Source organism: Saccharothrix lopnurensis (assembly GCF_042658445.1).
In the GTDB taxonomy this organism is placed as follows: Bacteria; Actinomycetota; Actinomycetes; order Mycobacteriales; family Pseudonocardiaceae; genus Actinosynnema; species Actinosynnema lopnurensis.
Window position 1 is genome coordinate 40808 of the sequence record NZ_JBHSQO010000027.1, and the last position, 24801, is coordinate 65608.

The following is a 24801-nucleotide window of genomic DNA, read 5'->3' on the forward strand; positions in this document are numbered from 1 at the left end:
GGCCATGAGCCCCATCAGCAGGCGCGGCCTCCTCGCGGGCGCCGCCGCCACCGCCCTGACCGCCGCGAGCGCCACGGTCGCCGCCGCCAAGCCCGCGACCAGGCCCGCGACCACCACCAACCCGGTGTGGGCCGCGCCGTTCGCCACCGCCGACGGCTTCGCGGGCACCAACCTGCTCGGCCAGAACGGCACCACCGGCGGCGCGGGCGGTCCCGTGGTCACCGTGCGGGACACCGAAACGTTCCTGGACTACTGCGACCGCAACGAGCCCTACATCATCCAGGTCGACGGCATCATGCGGTTCAGCAGCAAGCAGGCCCTGCGGTCGAACAAGACCGTCATCGGCCTGCCCGGCGCCGAGATCAACGGCGGCGGCCTGGACATGTACCGCCGGCAGAACGTGATCATCCGGAACCTCCGGTTCACCGGGGCCGACGACGACGCGATCAGCGTCCAGCAGTCCTCGCACCACATCTGGATCGACCACTGCGACCTCAGCGGCGGCGCGGACGGCCTGATCGACATCGTGCGCGGGGCGGACCTGATCACCGTGTCGTGGTGCCACTTCCACGACCACAGCAAGACCGCGCTGCTCGGCCACTCCGACTCCAACTCGGGCCCGGACACCGGCAAGCTGCGCACCACGTTCCACCACAACTACTTCAACGCCACCGCCCAGCGGCACCCCCGCGTCCGCTTCGGCGAGCCCATCCACGTCTACAACAACTACTTCCGGAACAACGCGCTCTACGGCGTGGCGTCCACCGAGAACGCGGGCGTGCTGGTGGAGCACAACTACTTCGAGAACGTGCCCTTCCCGATCTACTCCGGCTACGACGAGAGCGGGCCGGGGCGCGTGGTCGAGCGCAACAACGTCTACGTCAACTCCGGCACCCCGGAGACGCTCGGCTCCGTGGTCGAGCCGCGCACCTACTACGCCTACACGCCCGACAACGCCGCGAACCTGCGGACCACCGTGCCCGCCGGTGTCGGCGTGGGCCGGATCTGAGGAGGGGACGATGAGCCCGTTGAACCGCCGACGACTGCTCGCCGGCTCGGCGCTGGCCGCCTTCGCCGCCACCGCACCGCGCAACGCCGGCGCCAGCGCCAGCGCCTACCCCACCCCGCACCAGCACCCCTCGGCGCTCGCCGTCGCCGACGGCTTCGCCTCGGTCAACGCCCTGGGCCTCAACGGCACCACCGGCGGCGCGGGCGGCCAGGCGGTCACCGTGACCACCGCCGACGCCCTGGCCGACTACGTGGGCCGCAAGGAGCCCTACGTCATCACCGTCTCCGGCCGTGTCCAGGTCGGCGACGACATGCTGACCGTGGTCGCGAACAAGACGATCCTGGGCGTCGGGTCGAGCTCGGAGATCACCGGCGGCGGGCTCCAGCTCGGCTCCACCACCCGCCCCGGCAACAACGTGATCATCCGCAACCTGCGGTTCACCGACGCGTCCGACGACTCGATCAGCGTCACCAACAAGGCGCACCACGTGTGGATCGACCACTGCGACCTCTCGCGCGGCTACGACGGCCTGCTGGACGTCAAGCGGGAGTCCGACTACGTGACGATCTCCTGGAACCACTTCCACGACCACAGCAAGGCCGCCCTGCTCGGCCACTCCGACACCTACACGGCCGACCGGGGCAAGCTGCGGGTCACCTACCACCACAACTTCTTCGACCGCACCGACCAGCGGCACCCCCGCGTCCGGTTCGGCGAGCCCGTGCACGTCTACAACAACTACTACCGGGGCAACGCGCTCTACGGCGTGGCGTCCACGGAAGACGCGGGCGTGGTGGTCGAGGGCAACTACTTCGAGAACGTGGCCAAGCCGATCCTGTCCGGCTACGACAAGAGCGGGCCGGGGCGCGTGGTCGAGCGCAACAACGCCTACGTCAACTCCGGGGCGCCGCAGACCCTGGGCACCGTGGTGGAGCCGCGCACCTACTACGCCTACGCGTTGGACCCCGCCTCCTCGGTGCCCTCGCTGGTCACCGCGGGCGCGGGCGTCGGCAGGGTGTAGGTCCGCGGGACGCCCAGCCCCGGCTCGTGCGGGCCGGGGCGTTCCCGGTCGTCGGTCATCGCGGAGGTGCGGAACGGGTGGCCGTTCCGCACCTCTTTTCGTTCACGTCCGTGAATGGGTGGGCCGCGAAAAAATCGTGCGGCGCGCCTCTCTCTCCGGCCGCCGGTTCATCGACATGAATGTTCTTGCCAGCTGCGCATACTTGCGCAATGCTCCCTGGGAGCGTTCCCAGAGTCTGTGACCACCGCTGATACCGCCAGTCGGTGGTGGTCGGGGCCGTGGGGGACCGCTGTCCAGGAGTGCTGTTCGCAAGGAGGCGACGCATGGGTGAGCGCATTGGTGAACGCAGGAGGAGCCGGATCGCCGGTATCGCCGCGGCGGTGTCGGTGGCGACTGTGACCGGGGGCCTGGTGATGGCGGCCGGCACCAATGCCAATGCGGCGGTCGGGTGCCGGGTCGACTACAGCGTGACGAACCAGTGGCAGGGTGGTTTCGGTGCGAACGTCACGGTGACGAACCTGGGTGACGCGCTGTCGGGGTGGACGCTGGAGTGGTCGTTCGCCGCCGGGCAGCAGGTCACGCAGATGTGGGGTGGGGAGTTCTCCCAGTCGGGCGGTGCGGTGACGGTGCGCAACGCGAGCTACAACGGGGCGTTGGGCACGGGCGCGTCGGTCACGCCGGGCTTCAACGGCTCGTGGACCGGGTCCAACCCCGTGCCGAGCTCGTTCAGGCTCAACGGCGTCACGTGCACCGGCTCCACCACCGGCACCTCCACCACGACGTCCACGGCGACGTCCACCTCCACGTCGACCTCCACCACGACGTCGACGACCTCCACTACCACGACCACCACGACGTCGAACCAGAACCCGCCCACGGGCACCGCGACCGGCTACGCGTCCCAGAACGGCGGGACCACCGGCGGCCGGGGCGGGGCGACGGTGCGGGCCACCTCCGGGACCCAGATCCACCAGGCCCTGTGCGGCCGGGCCAGCAGCTCGACCCCGATCACCATCGAGGTCGAGGGCACCATCAACCACGGCAACACCACGAAGGTCTCGGGCGACAGCTGCTCGACCGCCGCCGGTGTCATCGAGCTCAAGCAGATCAGCAACGTCACCATCATCGGCGTCGGCAGCGGGGCGGTGTTCGACCAGCTCGGCATCCACATCCGCGATTCCCGCAACATCATCATCCGCAACGTGACCATCCGCAACGTCAAGAAGTCGGGCTCGCCCACCTCCAACGGCGGTGACGCCATCGGCATGGAGAGCAGCGTCCGCAACGTCTGGGTCGACCACACCACCCTGCTGGCCTCGGGCGGCGAGTCGGAGGGCTTCGACGGCCTGTTCGACATGAAGGACGACACCCAGTACGTGACCCTGTCCTACAGCACCCTGCGCAACTCCGGTCGCGGCGGGCTGGTCGGGTCCAGCGAGAGCGACCGCTCCAACGGGTTCGTCACCTACCACCACAACCTCTACGAGAACATCGACTCGCGGACCCCGCTGCTGCGCGGCGGCATCGGCCACATGTACAACAACCACTACGTCGACATCCACGAGTCCGGGATCAACTCCCGCGCCGGGGCCAGGGCGAAGGTGGAGAACAACTACTTCAAGGACGTCCACGACGCCCTCGGCACCTTCTACACCAGCGAGGCCGGGTACTGGCAGGTCAGCGGGAACATCTTCGACAACGTGACCTGGTCGGCCCCCGGCAGCGACACCAACCCCGCCGGCCCCGACGTCAGGTCGACGACCACGGTGTCCATCCCCTACGCCTACTCGCTCGACCAGACCACCTGCGTGCCGGGCATCGTCAGCCGCACGGCGGGCGCCAACAACGGCATGAAGGAGTCGAACGGCACCTGCTAGGCGGGCCGCCGAACGACGACCGGGCACGACCGACGGCCCCTCGCCCCGCACTCCGGTGCGGTGCCGAGGGGCCGTCGTGGTCCGCCGATCGCGGTCGCCCTACTGGAGGACGACGTCCGAGCAGAAGTAGTACGACTGGTCCGAGTGACTGGCCTGCCAGATCACGTACACGACGTGGCGGCCGGTGCGGCTGCCCGCGTTCACCGCCACCTGGTACTGCCCCGCCGGCGCGTAGCGACCGGTGGTGGTGAGCAGGTCCAGGTTGTTCCACCCCAGGGCCTGGGTGGTGGGGTTGAAGCCCTGCTTGGTGACGTAGACCCGCAGGTAGTCGGCACCGTGGCGGGCCTGGTCGGTGATGGTCAGGGTGAACTGCCGCGACTTGGTCACGGCCTTCCACTGGCCGGGGTTGTCCAGCGCCGCGTACCGCATACCGCCGGTCCGGCCGCCGCTGCACAGCTGGCCGTTCGGGATCTGGCCCTGGTGGTTGCCCGCCACGCCCTCGCGGTACAGGCCGTTCCAGTTCCACATCGCGTTGGTGTCGGCCTGCCACGCCTGCCAGCACATCGGGTCCTGCTGGGCCATGGACGGGTTCTGGAAGTCGCTGCCCCAGCGCTGCCAGCAGCCGTAGTTGCGCGAGGGCGGGTCGGTGGTGGAGCCGTGCGCGTCGGCGACACCGGTGAGCACACCCGCCAGCAGCCCGGCGACGGCGGCGACCGTCGCGGAGGCGCGGGCGAGCAGGTTCTTTCTCGCGGGGATGGCTTTGAGCGCCACTCTCTCCTCCTCGTTGAGGATGACCACATATTTTGGGAGCGCTCCCAAATCGCACTGTAACCAGCCGTGCGCGGAGATGGGAAGTGTTGTCCCACAAGCGGTTCACGTTCGACGGCATTCGACGTGCGCGTTCGACGAAAGCCCTTTCCACTCCCCCGCGGTCGGCACCGGCCCCCTCCCCGGCGCGCCGCCGGTGGAGCCGGCCGACGCGCACCGGGACGCCGGTGAGCAGTCACACACCCCGGCCGGCCACCGGCGACGGGTACCTTCCGCTCGTCCACGCACGACGGGAGGACCCGATGCGCTTCCTGTTCCGCCCGCCCGCCACCGAGGCGACCGGCCTGCTGTCGCTGCCCTGGGCGCGGCCGCTGGAGGAGTGGGACGAGGACCTGCTGCTCACCGTGCCGCAGCGGGGCATCTCCCGGCACGTCGTGCGGTTCGTGACCAGCGACGGTCGGGTCTACGCGCTCAAGGAGATCTCCGAGCGGCTGGCCCGCCACGAGTACGCGGTGCTGGGCGAGCTGGAGCACGAGGGGATGCCGGCGGTGTCGGTGCTGGGGCTGTGCGTGGACCGCCCGGACGACCAGCAGGCCGTCCTGGTCACCCGGTACCTGGAGCACTCGATGTCCTACCGGTACCTGTTCTCCAGCCCGCGCGGCGACGACCACTCGGCCGACCGCCTGGTCGACACGCTGGTGGAGCTGCTGGTGCGGCTGCACCTGTCGGGCACGTTCTGGGGCGACTGCTCGCTGTCGAACACCCTGTTCCGGCTGGACGCGGGCAAGCTCGCCGCCCACCTGGTCGACGCCGAGACCGTGGAGCGGCACCCCCGGCTGTCCGACGGCCAGCGCCACCACGACGTGGACCTGGCGCGCGAGCGCATCGGCGGTGAGCTGATGGACCTCCAGGCGGGCGGCCTGCTGCCCCCCGAGCTGGACCCGATCGAGGTGTCCGACAGCGTGCCGCGCCGCTACGGGGCGCTGTGGGACGAGGTCACCCGCGAGGAGTCGTTCCGGCTGGACGAGCAGCGCTACCGCGTCGCCGAGCGCCTGCGCCGCCTCAACGACCTGGGCTTCGACGTCGGCGAGGTGGAGCTGATCACCTCCGGGGGCGGAGCCCGGCTGCGGGTGGACATCCGGGTCGCCGAGAGCGGCCAGCACCGCCGCGAGCTGTTCCGCCTCACCGGCCTGGAGGCCCAGGAGAACCAGGCCCGCCGCCTGCTCAACGACCTGCGCTCGTTCCGCGCCTACCTGGAGCAGCGCGACGGCCGCCCGGTGCCCGAGGCCACCGCGGGCCACCTGTGGCGCAGCGAGGTGTACGACCCGGTGGTGGCGGCCGTGCCGCCCGACCTGCTCGGCGTGCTGGCCCCGGCGGAGCTGTTCCACGAGGTGCTGGTGCACCGCTGGTACCTGTCCGAGGACGCGGGGCGCGACGTGGGCACGACCGCGGCGCTGCACTCCTACCTGGCCACCGTGCTGCCCCACCAGGACGGGGACCAGGAGGCCGACGAGGACGACCTGGTGGGCTGACTCCGGGTGGGGCGTCCCGTGGACGTCTCCCCCGCCCGCCGCCGGGGTCGGAGGTCGGCCGCGCGGCGCCGGCCGAGCTGAAGCGGCGGGCCGGCGAGCGCGTGGCCGCGGCCGACGCCTGGGACGAGCGGGAGTACGAGATGTACCCGGCCGGGCTGAAGTCCCCCTTACCGCGAGCGCCAGTCGGCCTTCGCCGCGCAGCGCTACGGCGCGCTGGGCATCTCGCGCGGGGACGTGGAGGCGCGCCGGCGGGCCGCGGCCGGGAACTGGGACTGCTTCGGCGCGCCCGCCGCGCTGTTCTGCTACACCGACCGCGACATGGGGCCGGCCCAGTGGTCCGACATCGGCATGTACCTGCAAACCGCCATGCTGCTGCTGCGCGGCGAAGGGCTGCACAGCTGCGCCGGGCGCAGGAGGTGGACCGACCGGCCCGCACGGCGGGGCGCGCTGTCCGCTCGCCCTGGTGGAGGAGCCGCGCGCGTGCCGACCGCGGCCCGACGGGCCAGGTGTGAGGTCGAACGGCATCGGGTAGGTGAACCCCACTTGGGACGAGACAGGGGTTCGAGATGAGCGAAGCAGACCACGTCTGGCGTGTCACGGTGGCCGAGCGCGAGCACGAGGTCGAGATCGACCACAGCTCGATGACCGGCAAGATCCTGGTGTCCGTCGACGGCGAGCAGGTGGGCGACGGGCGCCTGTGGTTCACCAGGAAGGAGATCGACTTCCAGGTGGGCGGGGTGCCGGCGAAGATCAAGGTCGACTACGCCTACTCCGGGCTGGCGGCCAAGAGCAGCCTGCACCTCGACGGCAGGTACGTCGAGCCCTTGAGGTGACGGCGGTGGTGCGCCGCCCCGGTGGCGCACCACCCGCCCCGACCGGGCGGGGGCCGGAGCGGAGGGCGATCGCCCACGGGCGTGGTAGTGCGCCGAAAGCCGTGACACGACCGCGGTGGAGCGAGATCATGTCTGCTCGCGCTCGTTCGTGTGGGGGTTCACCATGCCTGACGACCCGTTCAACCTGCACGGCAGGGACCGGGCCACCGCCCTGGTGCGGGAGTTCGCGACCCGGCCCGAGCCGAAGGGGCGGCCGACCACGCGCCGCACCCCGGTCCTGATCTTCACCGGGCCGAAGGGCTGCGGCCGGACCGCGCTGCTCGACTCCCTGGAGAGCCGGCTGCGCGGCGCGGTCCCCCACGCGCGCGTCAACTGCGGCGAGCTGGGCAGCAGCACGGCCTGGGAGGTGCTGCCGCTGCTGGCGTTCGACCTCAACCGCAACGCCGCCGGGTACGGCTCGATCCCGTTCCCGCGTTTCGTCACCGCCCAGGTCGCCATCTCCGCGCAGGTCGACACCCTGGGCCACGCCGCCCGATTACGCATCCGGGAGGCGCTGGAGAACGCCCGGCGCGTCGACCAGCTGCGGACGTTCCTGGACAACCTGGCACAGGACCTCGCCGGCGCGGTGCCGGGGGTGGGCGCCGTGCCGGGGGTGGCCACGGCCGCGCGGTACGCGCCGAACCTCGTGCTGGACGGCCTGGTGTCGTGGCGGCACGGTCGCCGCGTCGTGCTGGGCGAGGGCCTGGAGTGGTACGGCGCGGGCGACAAGGCGTACGACGAGCTGGCCCGGCTCAACCTGCTGACCCGCGACGACGCGGGCGAGGCCGACCGCAAGGAGGCCACCGAGCTGCTGTGGGCGGCGTTCCTGGCCGACCTGCGGGCCGCGTTCGGCCGGGGTCGCGGGGCCCGCGCGTGGTCGCTGAACTGCGTGCTGCTGCTGGACGACGTCGACACCAAGCCCGGTCGCCTGCTCTACCGCGCGCTGACCGACGCCCGCCGCGGCGAGCCCGACCCGTTGACCGTGGTCGCCACCAGCGCGGGCGGCGTGGCCCGGCACGTGGAGCCGGACGGCGAGATCCCGTTCGCCGAGGAGGCGGGCTACGAGGACTACCTGGCGCGCAGGCAGGGCGAGTACGAGAGCGACTCCTACCCGGTGGCGCTGCGCGACCTGACCCTGGACGAGGTCAAGGACATGGTGGCCGACGTCGCCGGTCCGCGCCTCAACGCGCACCGCGCGGTCGCCGCCGAGGTGTACCGCTTCACCAGGGGCCACCCCGCCGCCACCGCCGTGGTGGTGAAGGCCGTCGGCGACCACACCGGTGAGGACACGTCGGTGAAGCGGCTGCTGGGCGCGCGGTGGCGCGGCCCGGTCGACAAGGACCCGGTCACGGTCGAGGCGCGGTTGCGGCGCGAGCTGCTCGGTGCCGCGTCCCCCGAGGCGCTGGCCGAGCTGGAGGCGTGCGCCGCCGCCCGGGACGTGGAGCAGGCCGACGAGCTGACGGGCAGCGACCTGGTGCCGTCCTCGCGCGGCGGCGCGGGCCCGGTGCCCGACGCGCTCCAGGTCCGCGACCCGGGCCGGCCGGTGCCGCGGGCGGGCGACGGGCCGCCCGCCGACCCCGGTCGGGCCGACGAGGGCCGCGTGGTGCTGCTGCCCGCGTTGCGGCACCTGCTGCTGCGCCGCCTGGCCGCCGACCCCGCGCGGTGGGCCGCGGCGCACAGCTGGCTGCGGGAGCACGGCCGGGAGTCCGACCGCCACTACCACGCGCTGGCGCTGCGGGACGTGGACGCGGTGGTGCGGTGGCTGGAGGGGCTGCTGCCCGACTCGCGGGCGTGGTTCGCCGCGCTCGACGCCGTCACCGCCGCGCCCAACGACCTGGACACCGACGAGACCGACCCCGGTCGGGTGCTGGCCGCGGCCGGCCTCACCGCGCCCGCGGCGGAGCCGGGGCGGACGATCACCCGCGTGGTGGCGGCGCTGTGGGCCGCCAACGACCCGCTGTCCACGGCGAACCGCGCGGAGCTGTGGACCAGCGCGGCGTGGGACCTGAAGACGCTGGCGCAGCAGCCGGGCGTGGCGCGCAACGACTTCCTCAAGGCCGCCGCGCTGCTGGAGGCCAGGGCCGAGGCGGGCGACACCCCGTCGACGAGCCGGGGTCCGCGCCGCCGGGCCTCGACCAGGCCGGAGGAGCTCGACTTCACGCCGCCGACGCCCCGGGGCGCCCGGCGCGCCGCGCGGGTCAGGCTGGCGGCGCTCGCCGCGGCGCTGGTGGTGGTGGTCGGGGCCTCGGTGGTGGTCGGCCTGAACCTGTTCACCCGGTGCGGCGAGGGCGTCCACGACCGGGGCGGCGAGTGCGTGGGCGTCACCGACGGGTCCTACGTGTTCGACGACCGGCTGGCCGACGTGCAGGGGCGGATCCTGGCGGAGAACGAGCGCGTGGCCGGGCAGTCGCACGTCACGGTCGCCGTCCTGACGCCGCTGCTGCCCACCGAGGTGGGCAGCGTGACGTGGGAGCGGGTCCGCGCCCAGCTGGAGGGCGCCCACGTCGCCCAGCTGACCGCGAACCAGGACAAGCGCGAGCCGAAGGTCCGGTTGCTGCTGGCCAACCCCGGCAGCACGCAGCAGGAGTGGCGCCGGGTGGTGGACCAGCTGGTCGAACTGGCCGACGAGCAGCGGCTGGTCGGCGTGGTCGGGGTCGGCCAGAGCACCACCAACGCCCAGCACACGGCCCGCGCGCTCGCGGAGGCCGACGTCCCGATGATCGCCTCGGTGATCACCGCGACCGGGTTCCAGGTCGAGCCGACCGCGCAGCCGGGCGAGCCCACCCGCTACATCAGGGGTTTCGCGCGGGTCAACTCCACCACCGGCAACCAGATCGCGGTGCTGACCGACTACCTGGCCGGGCGCGGCGTCGGGCGGGCGATGCTCGTCTACGACGACAACGAGGACGACCTCTACACCTCCACGCTGCACGAGGAGTTCAAGGCGGCCGGGGCGAGCGGCAGGCTGGCGATCACCGTGGAGAACCCGTTCGACACCGAGGCGACGCTGGACAACCAGTTCAACCAGATCACCAAGGACCTGTGCAGCGACGACGCCCTGGACACGGTGCTCTACGCCGGTCGCGCGGTGCTGCTCGACGACCTGATCAGCAACCTGCGGCGACGCACCTGCGCGCTGGACCGGCCCATCACGCTGGTCTCCGGCTCCGACGCGTCGATGCTGCGCACCAGGGACGACCTGCGGCCCCGGCCGGAGCAGCCGCCCCTGGCCGTCGTCTACGCCCCGCACGTGGACCCGGCCGCGGCGCGGCAGATGGGCATCACCGAGTTCGACCAGCTCACCGCGAGGTTCGAGGAACTGGGCTTCACCACCGCCGACCTGGCCGACGGCTGGGGCGTGATGATGCACGACGCGTTGCTGGCGATGGTCGACGTGGTCAACCGCGCCGCGGTGGGGTTGAAGTCGGGTGAGGCGCCGACGCGCCGGAGCGTGCGGGCGGAGCTGGTGCGCTCCGACCGCGAGCGCAACCAGGTGCGCGGCGCGGGTGGTCCGTTCACGCTGGACGCCACCACCGGCAACGCGGTCGGGCGGCAGCTGCCGGTGATCGAGGTGGGGGCGGACGGGGTGTTCCAGGTGCGGGCGATCATCCCGGTGCGCTGAGGGCGGCGGCGGTGGTGGTCGGGCGGGCCGGACCGGGCCTGATCGGGGCCGATCTGCCCGCTCGCTCACCCGTTCCGCGCGTCCGCGTCCGGTTCCGCTGTCGGGTCGAGGGCGTCGAGTTGCCGCCGGACGCGGTCGGCGTCGGCGTCGCGGCCCTGGTCGCGGTACAGCTCCAGGGCTTCCCGCCAGGCCGCGCGGGCCTCGTCGTGGTGGCCGAGGGCGGCGTGGGGGTGGCCGAGGAAGCGGTACGCGAGGGTGCGGTGGGTGGGGTCGGGCAGGTGGCCGGCGGAGTCGGTGGCGGTCCGCCACACGGCCACGTCGTCGCGGCGGGGTCGTCGTCGTTGTCGTTGTCGTCGTCGTTGTCGTTGTCGTCGTCGAGGACGTCCAGGCCGAGGTCCCGCAGTTCGGCGGCGAACTCGGCCGGCGGGATGGCGGGGCGGGTGGCGGCGTGGCGGGCGGTGATCGCCAGGGCCGGCGGGTGACGCCCGCACAGCCCGATCAGCTCGTCGGTCACCCCGGGTTCGGCGGCGATCCGCTCCTCCCCGAGGCGCAGGGCCGGCAGGTCGCGGACCTCGGTGTGGGTGGGCACGCCCAGGGACAGGTGGCGGGCGCCGTGCCGGTCGATCAGGGCGGGCAGGGTGGTGCGGCCGGTGACCAGCACGGTGCAGGACGCGCTGCCCAGCGGCAGCGGTGCGACCTGGTCGGTGGTGGCGGCGTTGTCCAGCAGCACCAGCATCCGCCGCCCGGCGACCAGGCTGCGGTACAGCGCGGCCAGGGCGTCCGGTTCCGCGGGGAGCCCGCCGGGGTCGACGCCCGGGGCGTCACCACCGCGAACACCTCCCCCGGTCCGGTCGAGGCGTCAGTCCGACGACTCGGCGACGGCCCTGACGGCGTCGACGATGTGCTGGTAGCCGGTGCAGCGGCAGAGGTTGCCCGCCAGGGCGGCGCGGATCTCGGCCTCCGTCGGGTGGGGGTGGTCGCGCAGCAGCTCGGTGGCGGTGGCCAGCACCCCGGGCGTGCAGAAGCCGCACTGGAGGGCGTGGTGGCGGCGGAACGCCTCCTGGAGGGGGCTGAGCGCTCCGTTGTCGGCCATCCCCTCGACGGTGGTGACGCTCGCCCCGTCGACCTGGGCGGCGAGCAGGCAGCACGAGCGGGCGGTGGCGCCGTCGAGCAGGACGGTGCACGAGCCGCAGGCGCCGTGCTCGCAGCCGACGTTGACGCCGGTGAGGCCCAGGTCGTGGCGCAGGAAGTCGGCGAGGGTGCGGCGGGGCTCGCAGGTCGCCTCGACCGGCCTGCCGTTGACGGTGAGGGTGACGGTGAGCTTCACGGGGCGACCGCCTGTCGGAGGGCTCTGCGGGTGAGCACGGCCGCCATGTCGCGGCGGTAGGTGGCCGGGGCGTGGAGGTCGTCGGGCGGGTCGGTGCTGTCGGCTACGGCGTCGGCGGCCGAGGCGATGGCGTCGGCGGTGGGGGCGCGGCCGACCAGCAGGGCCTCGGCGGCGGTGGCCCGCAGCGGGGTGGGTCCGGCGCCCGCGACGGCGACGCGGGCCCGGGTGACGGTCCCCTCGGACACGGTGACGCAGGCGACGACGGCGACCAGGGCGAGGTCGTTGTGGCGGCGGCACAGCTCGGCCACGGCGTGGCCGCTACCCGGTGGCGGCACCGGCAGGCGCACCTCGACGAGCAGCTCACCGGGGGCCAGGGCGGTGCGGTGCGGACCCAGGAAGAAGTCGCGCGCGGCGATCGCGCGCGGCCCGGCGGGGCCCCGGGCGACGAGGGTGGCGTCCAGGGCGACGCAGACGGCGGGCAGTTCCCCGGCCGGGTCGGCGTGGGCGGCGCTGCCGCCGACCGTGCCGCGGTTGCGGACGGCCACGTGCCCGACGTGGGACATGGCCTCCGCCAGCAGCGGCACCTCGCGCCGCACGAGCGGCGAGGTCTCGACCCGCCGGTGCCGGACCAGGGCGCCCAGCACCAGGTCGGTCCCGGAGAGGCGCAGGTGGTCCAGGTCGAGCCGGTTGACGTCGACCACGGTCGTGGGCCGGGCCAGCCGCAGGTTCAGCAGCGGCACCAGGCTCTGCCCGCCGGCCAGCGCCCTGGCGCCGTCGCCGGACAGGGCGCCCACAGCCTCCTCGACGGTGGCGGCGCGCACGTAGTCGAACGGGGCGGCCTTCACCGGCCGGTGCCCTTCCGGATGGCCGCCAGCAGGGCAGGCGGGGTGATCGGCAGGGAGGTGATGGTGACGCCGCGGTCGGACAGCGCGTCCTCCACCGCGTGGGCGACGGCCGCCCCGGCGCCCACGACACCCGCCTCCCCCATCCCCTTGAACCCGCCCGGGACGTGCTCGGCGGGCGTGGACATGTGCTCGATGCCGAAGGGCGGGACCTCGACGGCCGTGGGCAGCAGGTAGTCGGTGAACGAGCGCGTCAGCGCCTCGCCGGAGGGCCCGTAGGACAGCTGCTCGAACAGGGCGCCGCCGATGCCCTGCGCCGCGCCACCCTGGAGCTGGCCGTCCACGATCAGCGGGTTGATCACGGTGCCGCAGTCGTGCGCGATCAGGTGGCCGAGCAGGGTCACCACGCCGGTCTCCACGTCGACGGAGGCCAGCACGGCGGTGCAGCCGTAGGAGGTCGCCGTGTCGACCGGGTCGTAGACCTCGCGCTCCTCCAGCGTCGGCGTCTCGTCCTCGGGCAGCACGCCGTCCACCCGCCGGTAGGCCGCGTCGCCCACCTGGGCCAGCGTCAGGGCCGCGCCGGGCACACCGCGCACGGAGACGACCCCGTCGGCCACGTCCAGGTCGTCGGGCGAGACCTCCAGCACGTGCCCGGCGATCCGCAGCACCTTGGCGCGCAGCCGCGTGGCCGCGGTGAGCAGCGCCGCGCCGCCGACGGCCGCCGCGCGGCTCGCCCCGGTGCCGTACCCGGTGTAGGGGCAGGCGTCGGTGTCGCCGGAGATGACGGTGACGTGGTCCAGCGGCACGCCCAGGCACTGGGCGGCGACCTGCGCCAGGGCGGTGTGGATGCCCTGCCCCATCGCGCTCAACCCGGTGTGGACGGTCACGTGCCCGGTGGAGTCGACCCGCACCACCTCCTCGTCGAACCCGGAGTGCCGCAGACCGCCCCGGTTGACGATGCGCGACGGCCCGAAGGCCGACACCTCGGTGTGGAAGGAGTAGCCGATCCCGACCGCCTCGCCCCGCTCCCGCGCCGCCGCCGCGAACCCCGCCCACCCCGCCCGCGCCACGGCCCCCAGGCACAGGTCCAGGCACTCCTCGTAGCGCCCGCCGTCGTGCACGAAGACCGGGCCCGGGTACGGGAACGCCGACGGCGCGATGAAGTTGCGCCGCCGCACGGCGTGCGCGTCCACGCCCAGGCGCCGGGCCAGCGCCTCGACCATGTGCTCGTGCACGAAGTTGGACTTGGGCAGCCCGTAGCCCCGGTAGGAGCCGTAGGGCGACCTGTTCGTCAACACCCCCACGACGTCCACCCGGAAGGCCGGGATGTCGTACGGGCCGGTCATCGTCGCCGCCGTGGTCCAGCACGGCGACAGCCCCGCCGAGCCCACCACGCCGCCGAGCACGCCGTGCAGGGTGCCGCGCATCCCGGTGATCGTGCCGTCGGCCCGCGCCGCCAGCTCGACCTCGATGCGCTGCTCGCGGGAGTGCGAGCTGGCCACGAAGCTCTCCCGGCGGTCCTCGACGAGCTTCACCGGCCGACCGGTCACCCGGGACAGCACCGCCGCCACGACCTCCTCGCCGTAGAAGTCGAACTTGGTGCCGAACCCGCCGCCGACGTCGGGGGTCCGCACGCGGATCCGGCCCACCGGCAGGCCCAGCACCTCGCCGAGCAGCTCCCGGACCAGCTCGGGCGCCTGGGTCGACAGCCACACGTCCAGCCGCCCGGTGAACGGGTCCCAGGTCGCCACCACGCCCCGCGTCTCCAGCGGCGCCCCCAGCTGCCGGGAGAACCGGAACGACTCGCGCAGCACGACCTCCGCCTCGGCGAAGGCCGCCGCCACGTCGCCCTTCTCCACCAGCACCCGGGCGCCCACGTTGTCCGGCAGGTCCTCGTGCAGGCGGGGCGCCCCCGGCGCCAGCGCCTGCTCCACCGTGGTGACGGCGGGCAGCGGCTCGTACTCGACCTCGATCAGCTCGGCCGCGTCCTCCGCGGTCGCCCGGTCCACCGCCGCCACCGCGGCCACGCCCTGCCCGGGGTAGCGCACCGCGTCCACCGCGAGCGGGTAGCCGGAGGGGATCGGCGCGCCCGGGTCGGGCCACCACACGACCGGCTGCCGCGCCACGACCGCGGCCCGCACGTCCGCACCGGTCACCACCCCGAACACACCGGGGTGCGCGGCCGCGGCGGTCGTGTCCACGCGCACCACGCGGGCGTGCGGCAGGGTGCTGCGCAGCACGGCGGCCTCGAGCATCCCCGGCAGCCGCACGTCGTCGAGGAACCGGGTGCGACCGGTGAGCAGCCTCGGGTCCTCCGTGCGGCTCACCCGCGCGCCGATCAGCCCTTCGCCCACGCCGCCCCCCGGGTCCGAGGTCAGGCAGCCACTGTCCCACCGCGGCGGGCCCGGGGGAATCGCACAAGAGGGTGCCGTACCAGGCTACGGGCGAAGCCGGCCCGGCACCGGACCAGCCGCCGAGGATCAGCCGTCGAGGATCAGCCGCCGAGCACCGCGGGCAGGCGCTCGTACCCGCGCAACACCCGCGTCGACCGGTGCACCGCCCCGGGTGCCCTGCCAACCACGCGTCGAACGCCACCAGCGCCGCGTCCACCCGCCGGAACCGCCCCCACGACAACCCCGTGTCCAGGCTCGGCGCGGCGGCCGCGCCCAGCTCCAGCACCCACCGCCGCTCCTCCGGCGGCACACCCAGCACCTCAGCACCGACACGCACCACAGATCCCGGCCACGGGAAACCGCACCGGGAACGTGAACGTCCTGCCGAACCCGCCCAGCGCCCGCGGGTTCGCGACATCAAGCAGGTCCGCCACCAACGTCTTGTCCAGCACCCCGTCCCGGTCCCGGTCCCGCTTGTCCACCAGGTACACCCGCTTCACGCGCGCGTCCACGCCCTGCGCCCCGTCGCGCTCGATCACCGGCAACCGGTTCCGGTCCACCGTGACCGCGTCACCGATCGCGTGCTCCGGCCGGTCCAACCGGTAGGTCCACCGCCTCCCGGTGTACCGCCCCGACCGCACGTCGAACTCGTTCAACCGCAGCGTGCCCGCCGCGTCCCCCCGCGACCGTCCCCTCCAGCAACGCGTCCAGCACCCGACCGCCCGCCGACAGCGCCAGGCCCTCGTACCCCTTGCTGCCGCCCAGGTTCGACGCACCCGCCGGGTTCTCCGGCGCGAACACCCCCGGCAACGGCACCGGCGGCGCCGGCAACCGCCCAGCCCGGTCGAAGTGCAGCAGGTACGGGCCGAACTCGTCCCCGATCCAGTACGAGCCGTCCGCCACCCGCACGATCGACTCCACGTCCGGGTCGGCGCCGGTCAACACCCGGTCCGGCCGCGTCAGCGGGAACGGCACGTGCCCGTGCGGGTCCGTCAGCGTGATCCCCCCGACCACGTCCACCACGCCCGACCCGAAGTCCGGCGCCACCCGCTGGACCCGCAGCGCGAAGTCCGCGCTGTTGGCCTTCGTGCCGAACCCGTTGTCCGACAGCACGTCGTAGGTGCCGTCGGCGTTGCGCAGCACCCCGCTGAACCCCTGCACCGGCTGGTCCGCGAACGGCGCCACCACCCCGTTGACCGGCGCCGTCCCCAGCGCCGCCCCGGACGGCTCGCTGCCGGGCACGAACGTCGACGCGGGCAGCGCGGCTAACCCCGTCAGCGTCGCCCGCCCCCGGTCCCGGCGGTCGTCCGGCGACGCCACCCCGGGCACCGCGACCCCGACCGACACCAGCGCCGACAGACCGACCAGCAGGCTTCTCCTCATGGCCGCACGTCAGGACCGCGTGGTGAACGGCGGGTGGCGCGCGCCCCGAGCGCGGCTGAACGTTGCTTTTGAGCAACACTGAAGCAATAGGGAACGGCAAATTTCACTCGTAAGAGGACACGGGTGGGTGCTCCCCCGCCGCACGGCCGGCGAGCACCCACCCCGTCGCGTCAGCTCGCGTACACCTCGAACTCCGCCAGCTGGGCGGCCGGCCACCCGGTGTTGCCGGTGACGGTGAGCCGCAGGAAGCGGGAACTGCCGGTGACCGGGATGCTCACCTGGTTCCCCGACGCCGGGTCGAACCGGTAGCCCGTCGAGGCGACCAGCTGGCCGTACGTGCTGCCGTTGGCGCTGCCGGACACGCTCAGCGTCTGCGTGCGGGCGCCCCACGCGGTGGCCGGCGGCAGCTTGAGCACGATCCGCCGCACCGGGACCGCGCTGCCGAGGTCCACCGTGAAGGTCTGCGGGAACTGGTTGTTCACGCTCTCCCAGTAGGTGCCGGTGTTGCCGTCGACCGCGTTGCCGCCGGGGAAGCCGCCGGTGGTGCTGGAGGCCGTCACGGGCTTGCCGCGCGCCAGGTTGCCGCCCGGCACCACCGAGGTCGTCGTGGTCGTCGTCGTGGTGGTGGTCGTGGTCGGCGGGGTGGTCGGGTCGGTGTAGACCGGCTCGGGCCACGCGCCGCAGTACGACGGGCCGTCCCAGCCGGAGTTGCCCGCGCCCCGGGTGATCTGGAACGCGCCCTCACCCAGGCAGTTGTAGACGCCGGCGCGGCCGAGGCCGGTGGCGACCACGTTGGTGAACGACGCCGAGCCGGGCGACTGGAGCTGGACGCCGAACGTGCCGGCGCCGTTGATGCGCACGCCGTTGAAGTGGACGTTGGTGATGGTGCCGCTGATGAACTGGATGGCCTCGTAGTTGCTGTCGACCAGGTCGGTGTCGGTGACGTCGATGCGGCCGGTCATGGCGCCGTCGCGGGCGTCGAACCACAGCGCGCCCACGCCGAACTGCCAGTTGGAGTCCAGCACGCCCGCGCGCAGGGTGGTGTTGCGCGACAGCGTGGTGGTGCCGGACAGCGGCACCGAGGAGAACCGGTTGCCGACGTGCAGGCCGCCGCCCTGGTCCTGGGTGTCGGCGACGACGTTCTCCGTGACGACGTTGTCCCGGCCGCCGTAGAGGGCGATGCCGTTGGCCTTCATCGGCACCACCACGGTGTTGCGGCGGATGGTGTTGGAGTGGTCGGCCTGCTGCTCGGACCACAGCGCGATGCCGTCGTCGCTGATGTTGCGGAACAGGTTGTGCTCGACGAGCACGTTGCTGATGCCGCGGTGCAGGTTCATGCCGTCCGCGAGCTGGTCGACGACCCGGTTGCCGCGGATGGTCAGCCCGTCGAAGGGGCCGTCGAGCCACAGCCCGACCTTGGTGTGCTGGAGGAACATGCCGGAGACGACCGAGCCGCCGCCCAGCGCGCCGCCGATGGCGTTGGTCTGGTCGCAGTCCACCCGGTTGGTGACCTCGCCGATGATCGCGAAGTCGTGCAGGCCGACGCGGGTGCTCACGCCCGAGTTGCCGCCCTGGCCGCACGAGGACGGCTCGCCCAGGCCGTAGAAGCCGACGCGGTCGCCCGTCACGACGCTGTGCCAGTGGCCCGCGCCGCGCACGGTGACCCGGTCGACGGTGATGTGCTTGGTGACGGTGAACCGGCCGGCCGGGATCCACACCTCGCGGCCGGCGGCGCGGGCGGCGGCCACCGCGGCGTCGAAGGCAGCGCTGTCGTTGGTGCCGTCGTTCGGGGTGGCGCCGTGCTCGGTGACCGACACGGAGTTCGCCGGGCGGCCGGCGGGCGGCGCGACCAGCTCGAAGTCGGCCAGGTCGACCGTGTAGGACGGCGCGGTGTCGCCCGCGTCGACCTGGAGCCGCACCTTGGCGCCCGCCTGGAGGGTGGTCGGGAACAGCGCGCGGGTGGAGTCGTAGAGGTGGTGCGGGCGGCCCTGGCCCGGGTCGTTGGAGTACGGGTAGGAGCCGTAGCGCCAGGCGTACCGGGAGGTCAGGGTGAGGCTGCCGGACTTCTGCCCGTTCAGGTACAGCGACAGCGGGGCGGTGATGCCCGCGCCGCCGTTGCCGTCGGGGACGCTGTAGCGCAGGTCGATGGAGTTCGCGGGCTCGGTGAGGGTGAACTCGACGTACCGGCCCTGGCCGGACAGCGTCACGGCCCGCCGCCCCGACGCCTCGCCCTCCAGCGTGCCCTGGCGGCGGCCGGGGCCGATGCGCGTGCCGTTGGTGGCGGCCAGCTCCGCCTCGTGCTCCACGAACGGCACGTCGGCGCCCCGGTCCGGGACGTCGAACGGCGAGCCGGGGGCCGCGGCGACCGAGATCGGCCCGGCCGGGTCCGCGCTCGCGACCACGGCGGCGGCCAGCAGCGCGGCGGTCGTCACGATCGCGCCGAGCGCCGGCAGGCGCCGGGGGTGGGGTGTCAGGCGCATGGGTTCAGCCCTTCGTTGGACAGGACCCCGGCGGCGGGCAGGGACGTCACGTGGTGTGGCGCGGCGCACACCATAAGCAGAACGTCTGCAAGATGTCTACTTAATCACGCAAAAAGCCGACTATGGGTCGGCGAGCAGGGCACTGATCGCCAGGTGCGTGTCCGCCAGGACCCGGTCCGGGGTGGCGATCACCCGGGCCACGGCCTGTCCGGGGCCGACCCGGGAGGTGCGCGAGCGGCACCGGGTGGGGCCGTCCCCGTTCGGGCCGATCGTGGCCACCGTGACGACCCGCCGCCCCGCCGGGAACGCGCGCACCTCGTCCGGGTCCACGGCGATCGAGGCGACGCGCGACGCGGGGTTCAGGACAGGACGCGGGGTTCAGGACAGGCGGGTGCCCTCGCGGGGCGCGGCCGGCCCGGTGACCATGTCGCCCACCGCGTGCTCGTCCAGCAGCTCCAGGAACACGTCCACCAGGTGCGGGTCGAACCGGGCGCCCCGGCCCACCCGCAGCTCCCGCACCGCCTGCTCGTGGGTCAGCGCCCGCCGGTGCGGCCGGTCGGCGCGCATCGCGGCCCACGCGTCGCACACCGACAGGATCCGGGCCTCGATGCGGATGCGCTCGCCGCGCAGGCCGTTGGGGTAGCCCGCGCCGTCCCACCGCTCGTGGTGCTGGCGGATGACCTCGGCGACCTCGGAGTGGTCGGGCAGCACGCCGACCATGCGGGCGCCGCTGTCGGGGTGCTCGTGCAGCAGGTGCCACTGCTGGTCGGTCAGCGGGCCGGACTCGGTGAGCAGGTCGTCGGGCAGCACGACCATGCCCACGTCCAGCAGCCGTCCCGCGCGGTGCGCGGTGCGGACCTCGCCGGCGTCGCGCTCCAGGCGCTCGGCCGCGGTCCGCGCCCACTCGGCGATGGCCACGCTGCGCCCCGGGCTCGCCACCCGCAGGTCAACCAGGTCCGCGACCTGGTCCAGGTAGTCCACCGCGACGTCCTCCCGCTGCTCCGCGACCGATGTCCCACCGGCCACCGCGCGATCGCGGCCAAGGTCCTTGGCCAGGTACAGCGCGCGGTCGGCGGCCGACACCAGCGCGGACGCCGACCCGTGGTGGGGCGCGAACGCGGCGGTGCCGGCGGAGAGCGTAACCGTCACCGACGACTCGTCGCTCACGACGATCGGCTCCCGGGCGACGGCGTGGCGCAGCCGTTCGGCCAACCGGGTCGGCTGCTCGGCGTCGGCACCCGTGGTGATCAGCGCGAACTCCTCGCCCCCGTAGCGGGCCAGCACCTGCTCGGGGCCGGCGACCTCGCGCAGCCGGTCGGCCACCTCGACCAGCACCCGGTCGCCGCCGGGGTGCCCGAACCGGTCGTTGATCTGCTTGAACCGGTCCACGTCGAGGATCACCACGGCCAGCGGGCCGCCGACGCGCTCGGCCCGCGCCACGTCGTCGGCCAGCCGCGCCTCGAAGTAGCGGCGGCTGCGCAGGCCGGTGAGCCCGTCGGTGATGGCGATCCGGCGCTGGTCGACCGCCAGGCCCGCCAACCGGGTCGTGGTCAGCGCGAACAGCACCGCGCAGCCGACCGCGATCGCCGGGACGTCCCGCTGCACGCCCTGGGCGTGCTGGAGGATCAGCAGCAGCGGCCCGATCAGCGCGCCCAGGCACAGCACGGTCAGCCGCGGCCAGCTCAACCGCAGCGCGGGCGCGTCCACGTTCTGCGCGATCCGGCCCATGGACGGGTGCAGGGCGCACGCGCCGAGCGCCAGGTTGCCGGTCAGCCAGATCGCGTCGAGGAAGTTGCCCGCCGCGTAGGTGTGGTCCAGCCGTTGCATGACGTAGACGGTGTCGGCGGTGAGGATCGCCGCGAGCCATGCGCTGAGCAGCACGAACGACCCGTCGCGGCGACCGCCGCCGAACAGCAGCCGCAGCGAGACCAGCAGCACCACCAGGTCCATCAGCGGGTAGGCCAGGGACGCGACCTCCACCAGCAGCGGTGTGCCCAGGCGGGTCTGCGGGCCGATCACGAACACCCACGACAGCAGGCCCGCGCCCACGGTGAGCGACGCGGCGTCGAGCAGGCCGGGCAGGTCGCGGTCGGAGCGGCGCTGGCGCACCAGCACCACCAGCCCGGCGATCACCAGCGGGTAGTGGCCGATGTAGAACACGTCGGCGACCGAGGGGTAGCGCGTCTCGTGGAGCACGTAGTGGGAGACGTAGAACGTGGTGTCGGCCAGGGCGTAGACCACCTGCCCGAGCCCGAGCAGCACCCACGGCGCGCGGTGCTCGGGCCGGTTGCGGCGCACCCCCCACCACACCGCGACGGCGGCGGACGCGCTGACCGCGCAGTACACGACCACGCGCAGCGGCACCGGGCCGACGAAGATCGGCACGGTGTAGTAGACGGCCACGGCCACCAGACCGAGAACCAGGTAACCGAGCCAGAGCCGGTCGGGTTTTTCGATCGGGATTCCGCGGCTTTCGACCGACCTGTCCGCGACGACGCGCAATCCCGACTCTCCTTCTGCGGCTCGGCTCCGCTGCGACAAGCGTGGCCATGAGATCGGTAAACGGGACGTTGCGTCAATCCCCTGTTGCCGAGTCTTCATCGTCCCCACCCAGAGGATAGGGTTGACGCCCAACACCGTCGCCACTGGGGAGATCATGTCGGACGAAGCGCGGGAACTGCTGGAGCGGGTGCGCGAGGAGGTGCGCCGGGACGGCGGGACCAACGAACTGGCGCCGCTGATCGCCGGCGGCCGGGCGTCGCTCGACGCGCTGCGGGGCCTCGCGGCGGAGGAACACCTGATCGTGCGCAGCGATTGGCGAGCGTTCCTCACCTTGGCGGCGCAGGCGACCGAACGCCCGCAGCGCGAGTTCTTCGCGATGGTCGCGGGCGGCGAGGGGCTGGCGCTGGCCAAGCTCGGCGACTTCGCCGCGGCCTGCGGCCTGACCGGGGCGGACCTGGCCTCGTACCGGCCTCTGCCGGGGTGCCAGGCGTACCCGTCGTACGTGGCCAGGCTCGCCCTGGACGGCAATCCGCACGACGCGCTGCTCGCGATTCTGGCGAATTTCGCGGAATGGGGCGGCTATTGCGCGACGATCGCCGGCGGGCTGCGCGAGCATTACGGATTCGACGACGCGGCCTGCGCGTTCTTCGACTTCTTCGCCACCCCGTCGCCGGAGTTGGACGCCCTCTCGCTGGCCGCCCTCGACGCGGTCCTGGCCACCGGGTGGACCCCGGAGGGGGCCCTGCCGGCGGCCCGGCTGCTGCACTCCTACGAGCTGATGTTCTGGAACACGCTGGCCGGGGTGGCCTGAGGGGGCGCGGGGGCGGCCCCGGTCGTCCCCGCGCCGGTCGTGACCGGTCGTGACCGGTTGTCCCGCGCCGGTCGTGCGCTCGACCAGGCCCTTGTCGTGAGCCGTGCGCGGGCGGTTCCGCCCGTTCCGCGCGAGGACCCGGACGGCCGTGCGGTCAGGACACCGCGATCGGGTGGCTGTCCCAGTTCTCCGGGGTGTCGGGGCGGCCGAACAGGTAGCCCTGGGCGTAGGCGCAGCCCGCCCGGCGCAGCCAGTCCGCCTGCGCCTCGGTCTCGATGCCCTCGGCGACGGTGTGCGCCCCCAGCACCTCGGCCAGGTCGATGATGCAGCGGACCACGCCCGCGGTGCGGCCGGTGTCGTCGAGGTTCCCGGTGAACGACTTGTCGATCTTGACCACGTCGAACGGGTACCGCTGGAGGTAGCTCAGCGAGGAGTACCCGGTGCCGAAGTCGTCCAGGGCCACCCGGACGCCGGTCTCGCGGACCTCCATCAGGCCGCGCATCGCCGCCTCGTCGGCCCACACCGACTCGGTCACCTCGATGGTCAGCTGGGTGGGCGGCAGGCCGGTGGTCTTGAGCACCCGGTCGAGCGAGGGCAGGAACACGGGCGCGGAGAGCTGGCGGGTGGAGACGTTGACGGTCACGCCGAGCCCGCGGCCCTGCTCGCGCCAGCGCATGGCCTGCTCGCAGGCCCCGGCGAGGACCTTGGCGCCCAGCGGCACGATGAGGCCGGTCTCCTCCGCCAGGCCGATGAACGCGCCGGGCGCGAGCAGCCCGTGGCCGGGGCGCTGCCAGCGCACCAGGGCCTCCGCGCCGGCGGCCTCCGAGGTCGCCAGGTCCACGATCGGCTGGTAGTGCAGCACCAGCTGGCCCTCGTCCACCGCGGTGCGCAGGTCGGCCTTGTCGCGCTGGCGCGCCAGCACCTGCTCGCCCATCTCCGGCCGGAACAGCCGGATGCGCGCGCCGCCCTCCCGCTTGGCCGCGTACATCGCGGTGTCCGCGTCCCGCAGCAGGTCGGCGGTGCCGATGCCCGGCCGCGACACGGCGATGCCCACGCTGGCCCGGATCGCCGTGTCGTGCCCGAGGCCGGCCAGCGGTCGGGCCAGCTCGGACAGCACGCGGGTGGCCAGCCGCGCCGAGTCGCGCACGTCGTGCCCCGGCGCGAGCACCGCGAACTCGTCGCCGCCCAGCCGCGCGGCCTCGGCCACCGGGCCCGCGGCCCGGTTGATCCGCTCGGCCGCCGACACCAGGTACCAGTCCCCCGCCTCGTGCCCGTCGGCGTCGTTGACCTCCTTGAACCCGTCCAGGTCGATCACGAGCAGGCCGACCGCCTCACCGGCCAGCAGCGCCTGGTCCACCAGGTGCAGGAAGTGGGCGCGGCCGGCCAGCCCGGTCAGCTCGTCGCGCTCGGCGCGGGCGCGCAGGACCTCCTCGAACCGCCGCCGCTTGCTCACGTCCTGGGCGGTGACCAGGGTCCGCCGCTCGATCGGCACCGCGTGCACGGCCAGGACGCCGGTGATGCCGCCGGGGCGCGGCACCTCGACCTCGACGGCCTCCCCGGCGGTGCGGCAGCCGGCGGTGCAGCGGGAGAGGTCGGGGCCGTGCGGGCACGGCACGCGGTCGCCCGGGTCCCCGGTCCAGTCCAGCAGCTCGCGGGCGCGCTCGTTGCGCAGCGCGGGCCTGCCCTCCTCGTCGAGCAGCACCAGGCCGACGGGGCTGGCGCGCACCACGGCCTCAAGGGTGCGGTTGGCGCGCTCGACCAGCCGCGTGGCGCGGACCGCCTCGTGCAGCGCCAGGCTCTCCACCACCAGCCCGGCCAGCGGCATGAGGTTGGCGGCGACCTGCGGTCCGGTGACGGCGGCCGGTTGGTCGACCAGCCACCAGGTCAGCCCGGCGAGGTAGCCGACGAGCGCGGGCAGCGCCCTGACCGGGAACCGCTCCGCGCCGACGCGCAGGGCCCGGCGCACGGTGACCGCGAAGAGGAAGGCGATGACGGGCTGCGGGGTGGGCATCACCAGCGTCGCGCCGAGGATGACCACGCCCTCGACCGCGGCGACGGCCCACGGGTCGCGTCCGGGCCGCAGCCAGGCCGCCAGCACGACCAGGGCCAGGGCGGCGAGCGGCAGGTGGGCGGGGCCGGCTCCGGCGAACACCAGCTGCACGGCGAACGCCACGCCGGCCAGCCAGGTGAACGCCGAGGTCAGCCGGACCGTGCGGCGCAGCCCGGACAGCCCCGGCGACAGGAGTCCCCCGTCCACCGGGGCACGGGTTGGACGAGCCACGCCCGGTTACCCCCAGAGTAGAACGACGATCACGGCACAGCCTGCCGGGTGATCGCACTATTCAGACCCGTTCGCCGGGAA

At 73.6% G+C, this 24801-nt stretch carries 18 protein-coding genes and 1 pseudogene; 8 read left to right on the forward strand and 11 right to left on the reverse strand.

Annotated elements, in window-relative coordinates; genetic code table 11:
• The first annotated feature begins 4 nt into the window (after positions 1 to 4).
• From ACFP3R_RS23830 to ACFP3R_RS23840, 3 genes are all read left to right on the forward strand, one after another.
• Complete coding sequence (locus tag ACFP3R_RS23830; protein ID WP_380638605.1) at positions 5 to 1009, forward strand: pectate lyase family protein; 1005 nt, start codon at positions 5 to 7, stop codon at positions 1007 to 1009.
• Positions 1010 to 1019: 10 nt separating this feature from the next.
• Positions 1020 to 2030: a pectate lyase family protein gene (locus ACFP3R_RS23835; RefSeq protein WP_380638606.1), complete on the forward strand. Its 1011-nt coding sequence runs from the start codon at positions 1020 to 1022 to the stop codon at positions 2028 to 2030.
• A 323-nt stretch (positions 2031 to 2353) separates the two neighbouring features.
• Positions 2354 to 3907 carry a pectate lyase family protein gene (locus tag ACFP3R_RS23840; RefSeq protein WP_380638607.1) on the forward strand — a complete coding sequence of 518 codons (1554 nt, stop codon included), beginning with the start codon at positions 2354 to 2356 and terminating at the stop codon, positions 3905 to 3907.
• A 99-nt stretch (positions 3908 to 4006) separates the two neighbouring features.
• On the opposite strand, the gene ACFP3R_RS23845 is transcribed toward ACFP3R_RS23840, so the two are convergent.
• Positions 4007 to 4678 (reverse strand): lytic polysaccharide monooxygenase auxiliary activity family 9 protein, encoded by a 672-nt coding sequence (locus ACFP3R_RS23845; RefSeq protein ID WP_380638608.1) that lies wholly within the window; start codon positions 4676 to 4678, stop codon positions 4007 to 4009.
• 299 nt (positions 4679 to 4977) lie between these two features.
• Between ACFP3R_RS23845 and ACFP3R_RS23850 the strand changes: the two genes are divergently transcribed.
• The 4 genes and pseudogenes from ACFP3R_RS23850 to ACFP3R_RS23865 all read left to right on the forward strand — a co-directional run bounded on the left by ACFP3R_RS23850 (position 4978) and on the right by ACFP3R_RS23865 (position 10701).
• Positions 4978 to 6207, forward strand: a complete 1230-nt coding sequence (locus ACFP3R_RS23850) for a DUF4032 domain-containing protein (RefSeq protein ID WP_380638609.1) — start codon at positions 4978 to 4980, stop codon at positions 6205 to 6207.
• Positions 6208 to 6278: 71 nt separating this feature from the next.
• Positions 6279 to 6609, forward strand: a pseudogene (locus ACFP3R_RS23855) (nitroreductase); the annotation flags it as partial.
• Between the two features lie 164 nt (positions 6610 to 6773).
• Positions 6774 to 7040, forward strand: a complete 267-nt coding sequence (locus ACFP3R_RS23860; protein WP_380638610.1) for a hypothetical protein — start codon at positions 6774 to 6776, stop codon at positions 7038 to 7040.
• A gap of 163 nt (positions 7041 to 7203) precedes the next feature.
• Positions 7204 to 10701: a hypothetical protein gene (locus ACFP3R_RS23865; RefSeq protein ID WP_380638611.1), complete on the forward strand. Its 3498-nt coding sequence runs from the start codon at positions 7204 to 7206 to the stop codon at positions 10699 to 10701.
• On the opposite strand, the gene ACFP3R_RS23870 is transcribed toward ACFP3R_RS23865, so the two are convergent.
• The 9 genes from ACFP3R_RS23870 to ACFP3R_RS23910 all read right to left on the reverse strand — a co-directional run bounded on the left by ACFP3R_RS23870 (position 10685) and on the right by ACFP3R_RS23910 (position 21535).
• The gene (locus ACFP3R_RS23870; protein WP_380638612.1) at positions 10685 to 11437 is read right to left on the reverse strand and encodes a hypothetical protein; all 753 of its coding nucleotides are present in this window, start codon (positions 11435 to 11437) and stop codon (positions 10685 to 10687) included. The genes ACFP3R_RS23865 and ACFP3R_RS23870 overlap by 17 nt on opposite strands.
• A 123-nt stretch (positions 11438 to 11560) precedes the next feature.
• On the reverse strand, positions 11561 to 12028 hold the full coding sequence (locus ACFP3R_RS23875; protein ID WP_380638613.1) for a (2Fe-2S)-binding protein: 468 nt from the start codon (positions 12026 to 12028) through the stop codon (positions 11561 to 11563).
• Positions 12025 to 12873, reverse strand: coding sequence for an FAD binding domain-containing protein (locus ACFP3R_RS23880; RefSeq protein WP_380638614.1), 849 nt, complete (start codon positions 12871 to 12873; stop codon positions 12025 to 12027). The genes ACFP3R_RS23875 and ACFP3R_RS23880 overlap by 4 nt, the downstream gene beginning before the upstream one ends.
• On the reverse strand, positions 12870 to 15224 hold the full coding sequence (locus ACFP3R_RS23885) for a xanthine dehydrogenase family protein molybdopterin-binding subunit (protein ID WP_380638615.1): 2355 nt from the start codon (positions 15222 to 15224) through the stop codon (positions 12870 to 12872). Before ACFP3R_RS23885 ends, ACFP3R_RS23880 begins: the two co-directional genes overlap by 4 nt.
• A gap of 359 nt (positions 15225 to 15583) precedes the next feature.
• Positions 15584 to 15904 carry an esterase-like activity of phytase family protein gene (locus tag ACFP3R_RS23890; RefSeq protein WP_380638616.1) on the reverse strand — a complete coding sequence of 107 codons (321 nt, stop codon included), beginning with the start codon at positions 15902 to 15904 and terminating at the stop codon, positions 15584 to 15586.
• Positions 15834 to 16646, reverse strand: a complete 813-nt coding sequence (locus ACFP3R_RS23895; RefSeq protein ID WP_380638617.1) for an esterase-like activity of phytase family protein — start codon at positions 16644 to 16646, stop codon at positions 15834 to 15836. Before ACFP3R_RS23895 ends, ACFP3R_RS23890 begins: the two co-directional genes overlap by 71 nt.
• Positions 16647 to 16816: 170 nt before the next feature.
• On the reverse strand, positions 16817 to 19126 hold the full coding sequence (locus ACFP3R_RS23900) for a discoidin domain-containing protein (protein ID WP_380638618.1): 2310 nt from the start codon (positions 19124 to 19126) through the stop codon (positions 16817 to 16819).
• Positions 19127 to 19246: 120 nt separating this feature from the next.
• The gene (locus ACFP3R_RS23905; protein ID WP_380638619.1) at positions 19247 to 19456 is read right to left on the reverse strand and encodes a hypothetical protein; all 210 of its coding nucleotides are present in this window, start codon (positions 19454 to 19456) and stop codon (positions 19247 to 19249) included.
• 48 nt (positions 19457 to 19504) lie between these two features.
• Positions 19505 to 21535, reverse strand: coding sequence for a diguanylate cyclase (locus ACFP3R_RS23910; protein WP_380638620.1), 2031 nt, complete (start codon positions 21533 to 21535; stop codon positions 19505 to 19507).
• Positions 21536 to 21782: 247 nt separating this feature from the next.
• On the opposite strand from ACFP3R_RS23910, the gene ACFP3R_RS23915 reads away from it, so the two are divergent.
• Positions 21783 to 22439 carry a thiaminase II/PqqC family protein gene (locus ACFP3R_RS23915; protein WP_380638621.1) on the forward strand — a complete coding sequence of 219 codons (657 nt, stop codon included), beginning with the start codon at positions 21783 to 21785 and terminating at the stop codon, positions 22437 to 22439.
• 154 nt (positions 22440 to 22593) lie between these two features.
• Here the strand turns inward: ACFP3R_RS23915 and ACFP3R_RS23920 are convergent, their stop codons facing one another.
• Entirely contained in the window at positions 22594 to 24696 is a 2103-nt protein-coding gene (locus ACFP3R_RS23920) for a putative bifunctional diguanylate cyclase/phosphodiesterase (protein ID WP_380638622.1), read from the reverse strand.
• Positions 24697 to 24801 lie beyond the last annotated feature (105 nt).